The sequence below is a fragment of the Streptomyces sp. NPDC058051 genome (genome assembly GCF_042885475.1).
Lineage (GTDB): Bacteria > Actinomycetota > Actinomycetes > Streptomycetales > Streptomycetaceae > Streptomyces.
Map to the genome: position 1 here is coordinate 182,952 of NZ_JBHVRW010000005.1, position 15,423 is coordinate 198,374.

Consider the following 15,423-nt stretch of genomic DNA (forward strand, 5'->3'; position numbering starts at 1 on the left):
CGGTGAAGCGAAACGATAATCGCAGGTAGGTGGGATTCGCGCAGCGCTTTTGACGCCTCGCGCCCCGGGTGTTGTGCACTCGTTATGCCTGCGCCCCACTCGTCCCCTCTGTCCCGACTCCACTCCGGAGGGAGAACCGGCGCGCAGAGGTGGGTATACGCTTCAAAAAGGCGCCAAAATTGGGCATTCTTCGCATGTGGTGACCTTGGACGTACGGCCTCAGCTCATCGACGCACTTTCCGCCCTGCGCGACCGTGTCGCTGCCGTGCGTCTTCCACTTCCGCTGCCGGGGGCCGAGCGCGCCCGTCAGACCCGGAGCGAACTGCTCGCCCAGCTCGACGACTACGTGCTTCCCCGGCTCAGGGATCCCGAAGCGCCTCTGCTCGCGGTCATCGGCGGGTCGACCGGGGCGGGGAAGTCGACGCTCGTCAATTCGCTGGTCGGGCGGCTGGTCAGCGAGGCCGGGGTGCTGCGGCCGACCACGCGGACACCGGTGCTCGTCTGCCATCCGGATGATCATCGCTGGTTCGCGGGGGTACGTGTACTGCCGCAGCTCACCAGGGTCTGGCTGCCGCCGACGGAGAACGGGGATCCCGGCCGGTGCGACCACCTCGACGACCTCGACCACCTCGACGGAAGCGTGGAGGAGGACGGGACCGCCCTGCGCATCGAGACCTCCACCGGGCTGCCGCGCGGGCTCGCGCTGCTCGACGCGCCCGACATCGACTCGCTCCTGGTACGGAACCGGAGGCTGGCCGCCGAGCTGATCTGCGCCGCGGACGTATGGGTGATGGTGACCACGGCCTCCCGGTACGCGGACGCCGTGCCGTGGCATCTGCTGCGCACCGCCAAGGAGTACGACGCCTCGCTCGTCACCGTCCTCGACCGGGTGCCGCACCAGGTGATCGCCGAGGTGTCCCGGCAGTACGGTGCCCTGCTCACCAAGGCGGGCCTCGGGGAGGTGCCGCGCTTCACCATTCCCGAGCTGCCCGAATCGGCCGGTGGCGGCAGCGGTCTGCTGCCCACCACCGCCGTCGCCCCGTTGCGGGCCTGGCTCAGCCACCGCGCCCAGGACCTGGCGGCCCGTCAGCAGGCGGTCGGGCGCACCGCGGCGGGCGCCATCGCATCGCTGGACGTACGGATGCCCGCGCTGGCCGGAGCCGTCGCGGCGCAGTACGCGGCCGCCGTGCGGCTGACCGGTGTGGTCGAGGACGCGTACCGCACCGAAGGTGCCCGGGTCCGGCGCAGGCTGAACAACGGCGGTGTGCTCGCCGGGGACGCCCGGACCCGGTGGCGCGGATACCCGACGTACAGCACCTCCGAGGAACTCCTCGAAGCACTGGTGGAGAGCCTGGGCGCACTTCTGCAGTGCGCCGTGGCCGCGGCCGACGAACAGATCCGCACGACCTGGCGGCGCGAGCCCGCAGCCGCGGTGTTCGGCTTCGAGGGAGTCGGACGGGAGGCCGGGGGATGGGGGCCCGCCGAGGACATCCGGGGCCGGATCACCATGGCCGTGCGCCGGTGGTGGCGGGTGCTGGAGGAACTGGCCGAGGAAGAGGTGCGCCGGCTCGAACGCGGCGCCGCACCCGACGCCGAGACGGTGGCGGCGCTGCTGGCCGCCGCGCTGCTCGGCGGCCGTCGCACCCGTGGCGCCGGGGAACAGCTCGCCGAACGCATCGGCGCCCAGGGCGCGCTGCGGCTGCGCGACAAGGGAGGCGCACTGCTCACCGACTGCCTCGACCGGGTGCTGGACGGCGAACGTGACCGGCGGCTCGCACCGCTCGACGCGCTCGACGTGGCCCCGGAACCGCAGGCCGAACTGATTGCAGCACTGTCCGTACTGCAGAAGGCGAGGTGGCAGCGATGACTGCCGTGATCGACGAGGGGCCCGGGCGGAGCGAGAGCCCTGCCTCTCAGGAGAACCGGAGCCAGGACCACTGGAGCCAGAGCGAACGGAGTCAGGACCACCGGAGCCAGGACGATCAGAGCCAGACGCATCGGAGCCAGGAGCACCGGAGCCGGAGCGACCGGAGCCAGGGCGATCAGTGTCAGGCCCACCGGAGCCAGGACCACCGGAGCCAGGACGACCAGAGTCAGGGGCACGGGAGTCGGCGCCGGACACCCGACGACGGGCGCTCGGCTCCGCAGGAGGCGGGCGGGGACTGGAACGACGGGCTCATCGCCCGGCGCGTGGGCACCAAGCATGCAGACCCCGAGCCCGGTATCGCCCCGGACGAAGACGTGAAACCGCCCCAGGTCGAGGCGTACGTACCGTCCGGCGGTCCGCTCCGGCCGCGACTCGACGCGCTGCGTGAGCTCGTCGGGCTGTCCAGGGCCAGGATCGACCTGGCCACTCTCGCCGAGGTGGGACGGGTGCTCGACGAAGCGGCGGCCCGTCAGCGGCTCTCCTCACGGCACACCGTCGTCGCCATCGCCGGAGCGACCGGCAGTGGCAAATCGACTCTCTTCAACTCCCTCGCGGGCGTCCAGATCTCCGACACCGGGCTGCGCAGGCCGACCACCTCCGCTCCCATCGCCTGCTCCTGGACCGACGGGGCGGCCGGGCTGCTGGACCGGCTCGCCATTCCCGGACGGCTCAGGCGCAGGCCGCAGCAGGGCGGCACGGAGGCCGACGAGGCGCTGCAGGGGCTCGTCCTCGTCGACCTGCCCGACCACGACTCCGCCGCGACCGGGCACCGCGAGCAGGTGGACCGTGTGCTGGGGCTGGTCGACGCGGTGATCTGGGTCGTCGACCCGGAGAAGTACGCGGACGCCGCCCTGCACGAGCGCTATCTGCGACCGCTCGCCGGGCACGCGGAGATCACCTTCGTCGTGCTCAACCAGATCGACCGGCTGCCCGGCGAGGCCGCCGACCAGGTCCTCGACGATCTGCGACGGCTGCTCGACGAGGACGGCATGGCGCTCGGCGAACACGGCGAGCCGGGCGCCGCCGTCATGGCCCTGTCCGCACTCACCGGCGAGGGCGTGGGTGAACTGCGGGAGACGCTGGGCCGGTTCGTCCAGGAGCGCACCGCGGCGGCACGCCGGCTGTCCGCGGATGTGGACGCCGCCGCGGCCAGGCTCCGTCCGGTGTACGTCGCCGAGGGGCGGCCCGGTCTCGGCGAAGAGGCCCGCGAGGAATTCACCGACCGGCTCGCGGAAGCCGTCGGAGCCGCCGCGGCGGGACAGGCGGCGGAGCGCGAGTGGCGCAGGAACGCCGGACGGGCGTGCGGCACGCCGTGGCTGCGGCTGTGGCGCTGGTACGAGTCCACCCGGCGGCCGGGAAGCCTGGAGTACCCGGTGCAGCCCGCACCCCCCGAGGAGCAGCTCACCGCCCGGCAACGCGTCGAGCAGGCGGTACGGACGCTGGCGGACGAGGCCGCCGGCGGGCTGCCCGGCCCGTGGGCGCAGGCGGTCCGTGAGGCCGCGGTGAACGGTGCGGAGGGGCTGCCGGAGGCGCTCGACGGACTGGCGGAACGCGTCGGCACCACGGACGGGGCCGGCCGGACCACGGCTTCCCCGGGCGAGGCGGGGGGCGGTGCGCCGGGCGCGGCCGGTTCGGGCGGCGCCGCGGTCGTGGCGACGGGGGTGGCCGGGGCTTCCGGCGTGGCGCACAGCGGCCGCGTGGGCGGAAGGCCGCCGCGGCCCAGGTGGTGGCCCGCCGCCGTGCTGGCACAGGCGTCGATGACGTTGCTTCAGGTCTTCGGCGGCCTGTGGCTGGTCGGCCAGATCGTCGGCGTGCTCGCGCCCGGATTCCTCACGCCGGCGCTGGTGATGCTGGCCGGGGTCGTCGGCGGTCCGGTGGTGGAGTGGTCGTGCGCGGCCGCGGCGCGAGGGCCCGCGCGGCGGTACGGGCAGGAGGCCGAGCGGCAGTTGCGCGAAGCGGCGGCTGCCTGCGGGCGGGCCCGGGTGCTCGATCCGGTGGCGGCGGAACTCGTGCGGTACCGCGAGGTACGGGAGCGGTACGTGGCGGTGACGGAGTTTTCCACAACTGACCAGTAACTGTCCGGTAACTGCTCGGTAGTCCACAGGGGCCGACGGGAATTCCGCCTTTCCTTCAACCTGGGATCAGTGACCGCGTGGGTGCGGTCGCCGGATCCGAAGGCCGAAGGGGAGGCGGAGTCATGAATGACACCTTGGTGACACTGGTGGGCAACGCGGCGACGGGTGTGGAGTTCCGGGAGACCGCGACCGGCGGAATGGCACGATTCCGATTCGCGGTGACACCGCGCCGCTGGGACCGCGAGAAACAGTTCTGGACGGACGGGCACACCAGTTTCTACACCGTGTGGGCCTGGCGGACTCTGGCGTCGAATCTGTCCGGCTCCGTCTCCGTCGGAGAACCACTCGTCGTGCACGGAAGGTTGAAGGTGCGCGAAGAGGAGCGGGAGGGCCTGCGCAGGACGTTCGTGGACATCGAGGCCGTCGCGGTGGGCCACGATCTGACCCGGGGAACGGCCGCTTTCCGGCGGGTGATCAGGGGTGAGCCGGGGCTGGTGGCGCGGGTGAGGAGCGTCGGCGGGGCGGGGGAGCCGGGCGGTGTGGCGGAGCGTCCGGACGAGCCGGACTGGTCGGGAGGGGTGGGTGGATCGCGTGGCCCGGGGCATCCGCATGAAGGGAAAGGGCAGGTCGGACCGAGTGCCTCGCACGACGGGGCACGAGCCGGGCGGGGCGTGCCGGTCGACGGGGACGAAGGAACAGAACGGCCCGAACCCGGTGAACGGCCCGAGCCGGATGCACGGACCGAACGAGATGCACGACCCGAGCCTGGTGAACAGGCCGAGCCTCGCGAACGGCCCGAGCCTCGCGAACGGGCCGGTCGCCAGCGGGCCAAGCGTCCGACGGGACGTCAGAAAGAAGACAGGGAGCTTGCGTCGATGTCGTGACCGGACCGGACTGGCGTGCACCGGACCGGACTTGCGTGCACCGGACCGGACCGGCGTGTACCGGACTGAACTGAACTGGACCGGACTGAACTGGACCGGACTGAACTGGACTGGCGCGGACCGGAATGGCGCGGACCGGAATGGATCGGTGTGGACGGTTCCGGTCGGGGGTGGGCGGGGGACGGACCGCGGACGGAGCCGTGCCTTCGCCATAGCGGCGATAACGATTCCGAGTCGGAATGGTTGTACGACGGTATGACGGGGGATTGTTCATCACTTCGTCCTTAGGATTCCCAGTACTCACGGGGCACTTGAGTCGACTGGCGGGACATTCCCCACACGCGCATGAGGCGCGGAGGATCCCGCCCGGAGGGGAATTCTGTGTTTTCTGCTTCTTCAGCAGCCGTTCCGTCGTCCATGGAGACGACCGGTTCTCCACGGCGGCGGGGCATAGTCCGGCTGGCCGCTTCGGTGGCGGCGTCCGGCCTGGTCATGGCGGGCGTCCTCGTCGGCGCGGGCAGCGCGGTCGCCGACGAGGCGCCGCAGCATCAGGGTGGCGCGGCCGCGGTCCTGGACGGGTTGAAGACCTATGACCGCGCCGTGCTCCACGCGGACGGCCGGAACCAGCAGTTGCCGGCCGGGCTCTTCGAGATGACCGTCGACGGTGGCGGCAAGCTCAAGACCTACTGCATCGACATTCACAACCCCACCCAGGACCAGGCGAAGTACCTGGAGACCCCCTGGGACCAGACCTCGCTCGGCAGCAACAAGAACGCCGGCAAGATCCGCTGGATCCTGGAGCACTCCTACCCGCAGGTCGACGACCTCGCGGCGCTCGCCAAGGAGGCCGGCACCGGACCGCTCACCGAGAAGACCGCGGCGGCGGGCACCCAGGTCGCCATCTGGCGCTACTCGGACGACGTCGACATCGACGCGACCGACAGCGAGGCCGAGAAGCTCGCCGACTGGCTGGAGCAGAGCGCGGTCGACCAGGCCGAGCCCAAGGCGTCCCTCGCCCTGGACCCGGCCGCGGTCTCCGGCAAGTCCGGTGAGCGGCTCGGCCCGGTCACCGTCCGTACCAACGCCGGCCAGGTCTCCGTGGCCCAGCCCGCCGACGCCGCCAGCGGCGTCAAGGTCACCGACAAGAGCGGCGCGCCCGTGGCCACCGCGTCCAACGGTGCCGAGCTCTACTTCGACGTACCGGCGGGCACCGCGGACGGTTCCGCGTCGCTCACCGTCCAGGCCACCACGTCGGTGCCGGTCGGCCGGGCCTTCGCCGGGGTGACCAAGTCCCAGACCATGATCCTGGCCGGTTCCAGCGAGTCGACGGTCTCCGCGACCGCCGCCGCGACCTGGGCCAAGCAGGGAGCGATCCCGGCGGTCTCGGCGCAGAAGAACTGCGCCAAGGGCGGCGTCGACGTCACCGCGAGCAACGAGGGCGACGAGGCGTTCACCTTCGAGCTCGCCGGGGTGAAGCACACGATCGAGGCCGGCAAGTCCGAGACGGTGACCGTCCCGGTCGCCGAGGACCAGGCGTACGACTTCACGATCACCGGCCCCGGCGGCTTCTCGAAGACGTTCAAGGGCGTCCTCGACTGCAAGACCAGCGGCAGCAGCACCGGCGGCCTCGACACCCAGACCCAGGCCACGCCGGCCCCGGCCCCGGCCACGACCGGTGGCTCGACCGGATCCACCGGTGACCTCGCCGCGACCGGTGGCTCCAGCGCCACCCCGGTCATCGCGGGCGTCGCGATCGCCCTCGTCGTCGTCGGCGGCGGCGCGGTCTTCTTCCTCCGCAAGCGCAAGGCACAGTCCGCCGCCCAGTGATCACGCCGGTCGCCCGGTGACCACACAGGTCGCCGGGTGACCACGCTCCTGATCACGGAGTGACGGACAGCGGGCAATCGGTCACGACTGCCTGATGGCGGCCCGACGGCCCCGGTACGCGACGCGTACCGGGGCCGTCGCATGCCGGAAGGCGGGTGGCGCGTGCCGGAAGGTGCGGCGTCGCGCGCCGGAGGACGTGAGCGGTGCGTGCTCTGCTGCGGATCGCGGAACGTGGTCGTGGAGATGTCCAACTAGCCGAAAATAAAAGGCGGTTGAGACTGCCGTGGAGGACTATGGGGCTTGGAAGCGAGCCACCGAACCTGGAGGCTGGACCGCCCTGCGCGCATTGCCACGGCGATGCCGGATGATGAGGGATATCTGAGTGAACCTTCGAAGAACCATCGCCGTCCTGCTCGGTGCGGCACTGTCGGTTGTCACGCTTGTGACGCCGGCCGGCGCGCAGCCGACGCAGACCGGAGCCTCGACCACCTACCAGATCAACGCACGGCACGATGGCAGTCTCGTCGATTCCGCTGTGGGCGCGCCGCCGCTCAGCCAGAAGTGGTCCCGCGACCTGGGCGGGAAGGTCTCCTACCCCATCGTGGCCGGCGGGCGCGTCTTCGCCACCGCTGCCTCGCCGAACGGGTACGGCACCATCCTCTACGCCATTGACGCGGCCACGGGCGACAACGCCTGGGAGCCCGTCGACCTCGGTGGCACCTACTGGTGGTCCGCGCTCGCTTACGGCGGCGGGCGACTTTACGCCCAGAACTACGACGGCGTGCTGACAGCGTTCGACCCGGCCACCGGGACGGAGATCTGGACCGTCACGTTGCCTGGGCAGTATTCCTTCACCTCGCCGCCCACTTTCGCCGGCGGCGTGGTGTACACGGGAGGCGCCGGCTCGGGCGGCACCTTGTACGCGGTGGACGCTTCCAGCGGTGCGGTGCTCTGGACCCAGCCTGTCGCGAATGGGGACAACAGCTCGCCTGCCGTCACGGCCAACGGGGTCTACGTCTCATACGCCTGCGAGCAGACTTACGCCTTCGACCCCAAGTCGGGCAACCCGATATGGCGCCACCAGACGGACTGCTCCGGTGGCGGGGGTCGCACCCCTGTTCTCGCCGACGGCGGTGTCTGGGTTCGCGACGATGCCGGGATGGCACCCTCGGTCCTCAATGTCGCCGACGGGCAGGTCCGCAGCACTTACGAGGCCGCCGGCCGGGCGCCTGCCCCGGCCTTCGATGGCCGCCAGGGCTACTTCGTCGATGACGGTGTCCTTCAGGAGCGACACAGCCGCACCCTGGCCACTCGCTGGAAGTTCGAGGGCGACGGCCGGATCAGCACGGCGCCGATCGTCGTCAACGGCTACGTCTACGTCGGCTCCCGAACCGGTCGGCTGTGGGCGCTCAACGGCGCCACTGGTCAGTCCGTCTGGTCCACCGACGTCGGCGCGCCGATTGACGAGCCCGACGAGCACAACGTGTCCGAGCCGCTGACCGGTCTCGGAGCGGGTGGCGGACTCGTGGTGGTCCCGGCCACGAACCTGCTGGTCGCGTACGGGCAGTGAGGAGCGGGGGTGGTGGCCGGTCCCGGCCACCACCCTCTGGCCCCGGCCACCGTTGATCACGCCGGTGTCGGTGAGCCAGCCGACTGGATCAGTGCTCATGGACTGGATCTTCCACGGCTGCGATGGCATCCCGGTCAGCCACGCTGTCGGGCAGCCGGAACCTCGGCAGGCGACTGCCGAGGAGGCTTCGCCGAGTGATCGTTCCTGGGCCGTTCCTGGGCCGTGCGACGGCGCTCGACAGCGATCGGCGGCGACAGCCAGTGACAGGCCGGCTATGGGTGCGGACGGGTGTCCGGCTATGGGCGCGGACGGGTGTAGGGGCAGGTCACAGGGCACTGATGAGACGGGTTTCCGTCCGGGGATGGACGTCAGGCAAGATGGGGTGTATCTGCCCACACATCGATAGCCGGACGGTTTCTCTTGGCTGAGTACATCTACACCATGCGCAAGACGCGCAAAGCGCACGGCGACAAGGTGATCCTCGATGACGTCACCCTGAACTTCCTTCCCGGCGCGAAGATCGGTGTCGTGGGCCCCAACGGCGCCGGTAAGTCCACGGTGCTGAAGATCATGGCCGGCCTGGAGCAGCCGTCCAACGGTGACGCGTTCCTGTCGCCCGGTTTCAGCGTCGGCATCCTCATGCAGGAGCCGCAGCTCGACGAGGCGAAGACGGTTCTGGAGAACGTCCAGGACGGCGCCGCGGAGATCATGGGCAAGCTCAAGCGCTTCAACGAGGTCGCCGAGCTCATGGCGACCGACTACTCCGACGCGCTGATGGAGGAGATGGGCAAGCTCCAGGAGGACCTGGACCACGCCAACGCGTGGGACCTGGACGCCCAGCTGGAGCAGGCCATGGACGCGCTGGGCTGCCCGCCCGGTGACTGGCCGGTCGTCAACCTCTCCGGTGGCGAGAAGCGCCGCGTCGCGCTCTGCAAGCTGCTGATCGAGGCGCCCGACCTGCTGCTTCTCGACGAGCCCACCAACCACCTCGACGCCGAGTCGGTCAACTGGCTGGAGCAGCACCTCTCGAAGTACGCGGGCGCCGTCGTCGCGGTCACCCACGACCGTTACTTCCTGAACAACGTCGCCGAGTGGATCCTTGAACTCGACCGCGGCCGCGCCCTGCCGTACGAGGGCAACTACTCCACGTACCTCGACAAGAAGGCCACCCGCCTCAAGGTCGAGGGTCGCAAGGACGAGAAGCGCGCCAAGCGGCTCAAGGAAGAGCTGGAGTGGGTCCGGTCCAACGCCAAGGGCCGGCAGACCAAGTCCAAGGCACGTCTCGCCCGTTACGAGGAGATGGCGGCCGAGGCGGACAAGATGCGGAAGCTGGACTTCGAGGAGATCCAGATTCCGCCGGGCCCGCGGCTGGGCTCCATCGTCGTCGAGGTCGAGAACCTCTCGAAGGCCTTCGGCGACAAGGTCCTCATCGACGACCTGTCGTTCACGCTGCCGCGCAACGGCATCGTCGGCGTCATCGGTCCGAACGGCGCGGGCAAGACCACGCTGTTCAAGATGATCCAGGGCCTGGAGACTCCGGACACCGGCTCCATCAAGATCGGTGACACGGTCAAGATCTCCTACGTCGACCAGAGCCGCGCCAACATCGACCCGAAGAAGACCCTCTGGGCCGTCGTCTCGGACGAGCTGGACTACATCAACGTCGGCCAGGTCGAGATGCCCTCGCGGGCGTACGTCTCCGCGTTCGGCTTCAAGGGCCCCGACCAGCAGAAGCCGGCCGGTGTCCTCTCCGGTGGTGAGCGCAACCGCCTCAACCTGGCGCTGACGCTCAAGGAGGGCGGCAACCTGCTGCTCCTCGACGAGCCCACCAACGACCTCGACGTCGAGACCCTGTCCTCGCTGGAGAACGCGCTGCTGGAATTCCCGGGCGCCGCTGTGGTCATCTCCCACGACCGCTGGTTCCTGGACCGCGTCGCCACGCACATCCTGGCGTACGAGGGCGACTCCAAGTGGTACTGGTTCGAGGGCAACTTCGAGTCGTACGAGAAGAACAAGGTCGACCGCCTCGGTGCGGACGCCGCCCGTCCGCACCGTGCCACGTACAAGAAGCTCACGCGAGGCTGATCGACTTGGCACGTCACATCTACCACTGCCCGCTGCGCTGGTCGGACATGGATGCCTTCGGCCATGTGAACAACGTGGTCTTCCTCCGCTATCTGGAGGAGGCGCGCATCGACTTCATGTTCCGGCTGGCTCCGGGGGACGGCTCGCCGTCCTTCTCGGGCGGGTCCGTGGTGGCCCGGCACGAGATCGACTACGTACGGCCGCTGGTCCACCGGCACGAGCCGGTGACAGTCGAGTCGTGGGTCACGAAGATCGGTGCCGCGTCGCTGACGATCGCGTACGAGATCAAGGACCCGGAGCAGATCTACGTACGGGCCTCGACCGTCGTCGTGCCGTACAACCTGGCCGAGGAGCGGCCCCGGCGGATCTCCGCCGAGGAGAAGCTCTTCCTCCAGCAGTACCTGGCCGAGGAGCCTGCCGCAGCATGACGGTGCCCGTCAGGTCGCTGGAGTTCGCCGACAGGAGGGAGGCCGCGGATCTCGCGGCCTTCCTCGGTCGGCTGCTCCGCTACGACCGGGCTGCCGCGGTGCGGATGCAGGCGGGCGGCCACGCGCTGGCCGTGTTCGGCAGGCCGCCGTCGTTCGAGGTCCTGGCGATCCGGGCGGCTCGGCTGGCCGGAACGCACGACTTCGACGTCACGGTGTCCGCCGGTGAACTCCTCGAATCCCTCGACGTCGAAGGGGCGGCAGCCGGATCGGGCGCCCTGCCCGCACCCGTCACCGGGCCGCCGTGGACGGGCGTCCTCCCGCCCCGCGGCGGCTGGCGCGAACTTCCGGACCTGCCCGATCCGGTCTCCCTGCGCACGGCGGTCACCGCCGCGGTGGCGGAGTTCCGTTCCCGCGACGAGGCGCTGCCCGAGGACCGCCGCACCCGGGCGCAGAGGGATCTGATCGGCCGCGACATCTGGTCCCGCACGGTCGGCGGCACCGGCCTTCCCCTGCGGGCCGTCCACGCCGCGCAGTCCCTCGGCTTCCTGCGCCCGGCGCCGGACTTCCCGGTCGCCCTGCTCGCGGCCGGGTCCTGGCTGCGACTGCGCACCCCCTTCGGCTCGATCGCCCTGCGCGGCCCGGGCAGCGGGCTCGGCACGCTCGCGGTGACGGTCGGCGGGGGCGGGGGCTGAGCGGCGGCCCCGGAGGCGCGCGATACGGGTGAGGCTCGGCGGGGGTGGAGCTGCGGCCGCATCGCCCCGTGTCACGCGTGGGGCTGGTCGTCCGGCCAGACGCCGATGTGGTCCTGTTCCAGCTCCAGCATCACACGGTGCTCCATACCGAGCGCCTCCGTGTAGTCGGCGGGCAGTTGCAGCCGGCCCGCACGGTCGAGCATCGCGTACTCGCGGGCCACCTGCGACTCCAGGCCCGTCGCCGCGTCCACCTCGGTGCGGCGCAGCACCTCGGAGGACGTACGGCCGTCGCGGATGGCGACCGTGCGGCGGACCTCGCTCGCCACCGCCTGGTCGTGCGTGACGATCACGATCGTGGTGCCGAGCTCCTCGTTGGCGCGGCGGAACGCGGCGAAGACCTGCTCACCGGTGGCGGAGTCGAGTTCACCGGTCGGCTCGTCGGCGAGCAGCACGGACGGGCTGTTGGCGAGCGCGACGGCGATCGCCACCCGCTGCTGCTGGCCGCCGGAGAGCTGCTGCGGGCGCCGGTCGCGGCATTCCTCCAGGTCCAGCATCCGCAGCAACGACTCGGCGCGTGCGGCCCGTTCACGGCCCCGGCCCCGGCCGCGCAACTGCATCGGCAGGGTGATGTTCTGGACGGCGGTGAGATACGGGAGAAGGTTGCGGGCGGTCTGCTGCCAGACGAAGCCGACGACGTCCCGGCGGTAACGGAGCCGTTCCTTCGGCCCCATCGAGAGCAGATCGGAACCGGCGACCTTCGCCGACCCGGCCGTGGGCACGTCGAGGCCCGCCAGGATGTTCATCAAGGTCGACTTGCCGCTGCCGGACGCGCCGACCAGGGCCATCAGCTCGCCCTCGGCGACCAGCAGATCGAGGCCCTGGAGGGCCTGTACCTCCACCCCGTCCGTGGAGAAGATGCGGACCACGCGGTCGCAGGCGATCAGCGCGTCGTGCCCGTAGGAGGGCCGGTCGCGGCGGGCGGCGGCCCGCTGTTCGAGCTCGGCCAGCGTGGTGTCGGTCGACGGCGACGTCATCGGTGGTCTCCTGACCTGAGTTCGGTGATCGGTCCGCGGCGGCCGGCCCACCAGGCCTGGGCGGCGGCCACCGCGGCGGTGAGGACGACGACGCCGAGCGCCGGAAGCGTCAGCGACCACGCGTCGGCCCGCAGCACCACGGTGTCGTCCGCGCCGGAGCCGGGCCGGGTGGGGAGCGCGAGGCTCACCAGGTCGACGCCCGGTGCCAGCAGGGCCGTCGTCGCCCATCCGACGAGCAGCCCGCCGACGGCGGCCAGCAGCGCCTGCGGCATCGCTTCGAGGCCGAGGAGCCGCCTGCCCTGCCGGGAGGTGAGGCCCATGGTCCGCAGCCGGGCCAGCAGGGCGGTGCGTTCCGGTGAGGTCTGCAGCAGCGACAACAGGACGGCGAGCAGGGCGTAGCCCGCGCCGGCCGCGATCGCCGCCGTGTAGATGCCCTCGGCGCCCCGCTGCATGGGGGTGTCGACGAACGCCTCGCGTTCCTCGGAGCGCAGCTGTACGGAGAAGTCCTTGCCCGCGTGCTGGGCCGCCGCGCGCAGCGCCTTCGTGTCCAGGGAGCCGCCGGTGACCAGCAGCGTGGTGGTCTGGCGGCGGGTGAGCGACGCGGCGTCGACGATCAGGAAGTCGCTGTCGGAGACGGCGGGAGTCCGGGTGACGGTACCCGTCACCCGCACCGTGAGGTTCCCGGCCGACGCGGTGAGGTCGCGCGGCCCGTCGCCGAGCCGCGCGGCCACGGACGGCGAGGCGATGACGGGCAGCACCCGGCCCTCCTCCGCAGCCGTCCCCTCAGTCGCAGCCGTCCCCTCAGCCGCAGTCGTCCCCTTCGCGGCAGCCGCTCCCTCACCCACAACCGTCCCCTTCGCCGCAGTCGTTCCCTTCGGCGTCCCGGCTCCGGAGGCCGTCAACCGGTCGGCGGAGAACGCCCCCAGACCGGTCGAGCGGGCCAGCCGGGCGTACGCCGCCGGGTCGACGCCCACCAGGGTGGCATTCCTTGCGCGCCGGTCCCCGGTCCCGTCGCCCGGCAGCGGAATGCTGTACTCGATCTGCACGCCCGCCACCTCCCGCACGCCGCCCGCCTTCCGTACGTCCCGGATCAGGCGGTCCGGCAGCGCCACGGAGTTGCCCGGTCCGCTGATCCTGGCGTCCGCGCCGGTCGCGCGGACCGCCGCGTCGTCCCGCGCGTCCGCGATGCCCGCGAGTACCGAGCCGCCGAACGCCGCCGTGGTCAACGCGATCAGCAGCGCGAGCAGCGCCGGTGTGCCACCCGCCGAGGTGCGACCGGCGCGGGCCAGCGACAGGAAACCGACCGCACCGCGCCGGCGTGCGACGGAGCGCGAGGCGAGTCGCAGCGGCAGCGGATGGAGCCGCACGAGGACCAGGGCGGCGATCAGCCCGACGAGTACGGGGGCGGCGCTGATCAGCAGGTCGGCGCCGCCGTCCGACCCCGTGCCGCGCCGGCGCAGCGCGACGACCGCGCCGACGGCCAGGACCAGCAGGGTGAGTTCGGCGACCGTGCGTCCCCGTGACGGCCGGGCGCTCATCAGGTCGTCGCGGGCCCCGTGCAGTTGCGGCTTGCGGTGCGCCAGTGTCGTACGGAGCGGCAGGGCGACGCAGACCAGTACGGCGACGGTCGCCGCCCCGACGACGGAGGGCCACAACCGGGCCTGCCCGACGGCCAGTACGGCGAGCAGCAGCCCCAGCGCCGCCGCGGGCACCGCGATCACCGCCGTCTCGGCGAGCAGCCGGCCACCGATGCCGCGCATCGATCCGCCGCGCGAGCGCAGCAGCGCCAGTTCGCTGCGGCGTCGGCCGCCGATCAGCCCGCCGGTCATCAGCAGGACGACGGCGGCGACGGCTCCGATGCCCACGGCGGCGACCGTGACGATCGGGTCGATGGCCGTGCGCAGGGTGTCGTAGCGGGTGAGGATCTCGTCCAGGCCGGTCGTGAGCGCGGCGGTCTGACCGGCCACCGTGCGCAGCTTCACCAGCCCGGGACCACCCTTGAGCGAGGCGACCGACGAGCGCAGTTCCGCCACGTCGGTGGCGGCGAGGTGCGAGGAGTCCGGTGCGATCCGCCAGAACATCTCCGGTGCGCCGGCGGTGGCGAGCAGCGCGGGCGCGGCATCCGGCGGCAGCAGGACGGCCGCGGTCCAGTAGTACCGCGGGTCCGCCTTCCCCGTGGGCACCAGGGACGGGGTCCGGAGCAGCGGCTGCGTCGACCAGTAGGCGGCTTCCGCGTGCTTCGGGGCGACGATGCCGGTGATCCGCACGGTCAGCGGTGTGCCGACCTGGGTCGGTACGGAGAGAGTCGAACCGGCCGTGATCCGCAGGGCCTTCGCGGTCTCCTCGGTGACCGCGCCCTCGATCTCCGGCACGTCCGTCGTGACCTTGCCGTGGGCGGCGGGCCAGGCGCCCGCGCGCAGGGTGGCGTGGTCCGGGAGTCCGGACAGCGTCGAGTAGGTCAGCGCGGGATCGATGCCGTACGGCTTGGCCAGCCAGGTCTCCCCGGCGCTGATCGGATTCGCGGTGCGGAAGCCGTACGAGGACTCGGCGGTGTCGGGCCGCACCACGTCGGGCAGCCCCGACAGCACCCTGCGCTGGACGGCCGCCAGCGGCGCGTCGCGCACCGCCGCCTCACGCGCCGCCAGGGGCAACTGGAGCGCGGGCTGCGGACCGGTCAGTTCCAGAACGCTGAGCCGGGGGTCCGCGGTGGCGATGTCGTGGCGCAGTCCCTCGTTCTCGTAACGGTCGACGGCCCGTGGGAAGGCGGCGGCGAGAAACGCCGTCAGCAGCACCAGCAGCGCGAGCGCCCAGGAGGCGCCGGGAGCGGTACGCAGCCTGGTGCGGACCCAGGGTGCACAGGCGGCGGGGGCGCGCAGGCCCCGGTCGGTACGCGGACTCATG

At 71.6% G+C, this 15,423-nt stretch carries 9 protein-coding genes and 1 pseudogene; 8 read left to right on the plus strand and 2 right to left on the minus strand.

From position 1 onward, the window contains the following. The first annotated feature begins 205 nt into the window (after positions 1 to 205). From ACFVUT_RS10855 to ACFVUT_RS10890, 8 genes and pseudogenes are all read left to right on the plus strand, one after another. A complete protein-coding gene (locus ACFVUT_RS10855) occupies positions 206 to 1,867 on the plus strand; it encodes a dynamin family protein (RefSeq protein ID WP_389645760.1) in 1,662 nt (553 codons plus the stop codon). Beyond that, entirely contained in the window at positions 1,864 to 4,002 is a 2,139-nt protein-coding gene (locus ACFVUT_RS10860; protein ID WP_389645247.1) for a GTPase, read from the plus strand. Before ACFVUT_RS10855 ends, ACFVUT_RS10860 begins: the two co-directional genes overlap by 4 nt. A gap of 122 nt (positions 4,003 to 4,124) precedes the next feature. Next, a pseudogene (locus ACFVUT_RS10865) lies at positions 4,125 to 4,556 on the plus strand (single-stranded DNA-binding protein); the annotation flags it as partial. Between the two features lie 747 nt (positions 4,557 to 5,303). After that, on the plus strand, positions 5,304 to 6,713 hold the full coding sequence (locus ACFVUT_RS10870) for a Cys-Gln thioester bond-forming surface protein (protein WP_389645250.1): 1,410 nt from the start codon (positions 5,304 to 5,306) through the stop codon (positions 6,711 to 6,713). A 382-nt stretch (positions 6,714 to 7,095) separates the two neighbouring features. Beyond that, positions 7,096 to 8,283 (plus strand): PQQ-binding-like beta-propeller repeat protein, encoded by a 1,188-nt coding sequence (locus ACFVUT_RS10875; protein ID WP_389645253.1) that lies wholly within the window; start codon positions 7,096 to 7,098, stop codon positions 8,281 to 8,283. A 420-nt stretch (positions 8,284 to 8,703) separates the two neighbouring features. Next, entirely contained in the window at positions 8,704 to 10,368 is a 1,665-nt protein-coding gene (ettA, locus tag ACFVUT_RS10880) for an energy-dependent translational throttle protein EttA (protein WP_389645256.1), read from the plus strand. Between the two features lie 5 nt (positions 10,369 to 10,373). Then, entirely contained in the window at positions 10,374 to 10,796 is a 423-nt protein-coding gene (locus tag ACFVUT_RS10885) for an acyl-CoA thioesterase (protein ID WP_389645258.1), read from the plus strand. Next, entirely contained in the window at positions 10,793 to 11,488 is a 696-nt protein-coding gene (locus tag ACFVUT_RS10890) for a hypothetical protein (RefSeq protein ID WP_389645261.1), read from the plus strand. The genes ACFVUT_RS10885 and ACFVUT_RS10890 overlap by 4 nt, the downstream gene beginning before the upstream one ends. A gap of 71 nt (positions 11,489 to 11,559) precedes the next feature. On the opposite strand, the gene ACFVUT_RS10895 is transcribed toward ACFVUT_RS10890, so the two are convergent. Together ACFVUT_RS10895 and ACFVUT_RS10900 are read right to left on the minus strand one after the other, a co-directional pair. Further along, positions 11,560 to 12,522 carry an ATP-binding cassette domain-containing protein gene (locus tag ACFVUT_RS10895; protein WP_389645264.1) on the minus strand — a complete coding sequence of 321 codons (963 nt, stop codon included), beginning with the start codon at positions 12,520 to 12,522 and terminating at the stop codon, positions 11,560 to 11,562. Beyond that, positions 12,519 to 15,422, minus strand: a complete 2,904-nt coding sequence (locus ACFVUT_RS10900; protein ID WP_389645267.1) for an ABC transporter permease — start codon at positions 15,420 to 15,422, stop codon at positions 12,519 to 12,521. The genes ACFVUT_RS10895 and ACFVUT_RS10900 overlap by 4 nt, the downstream gene beginning before the upstream one ends. Position 15,423 lies beyond the last annotated feature (1 nt).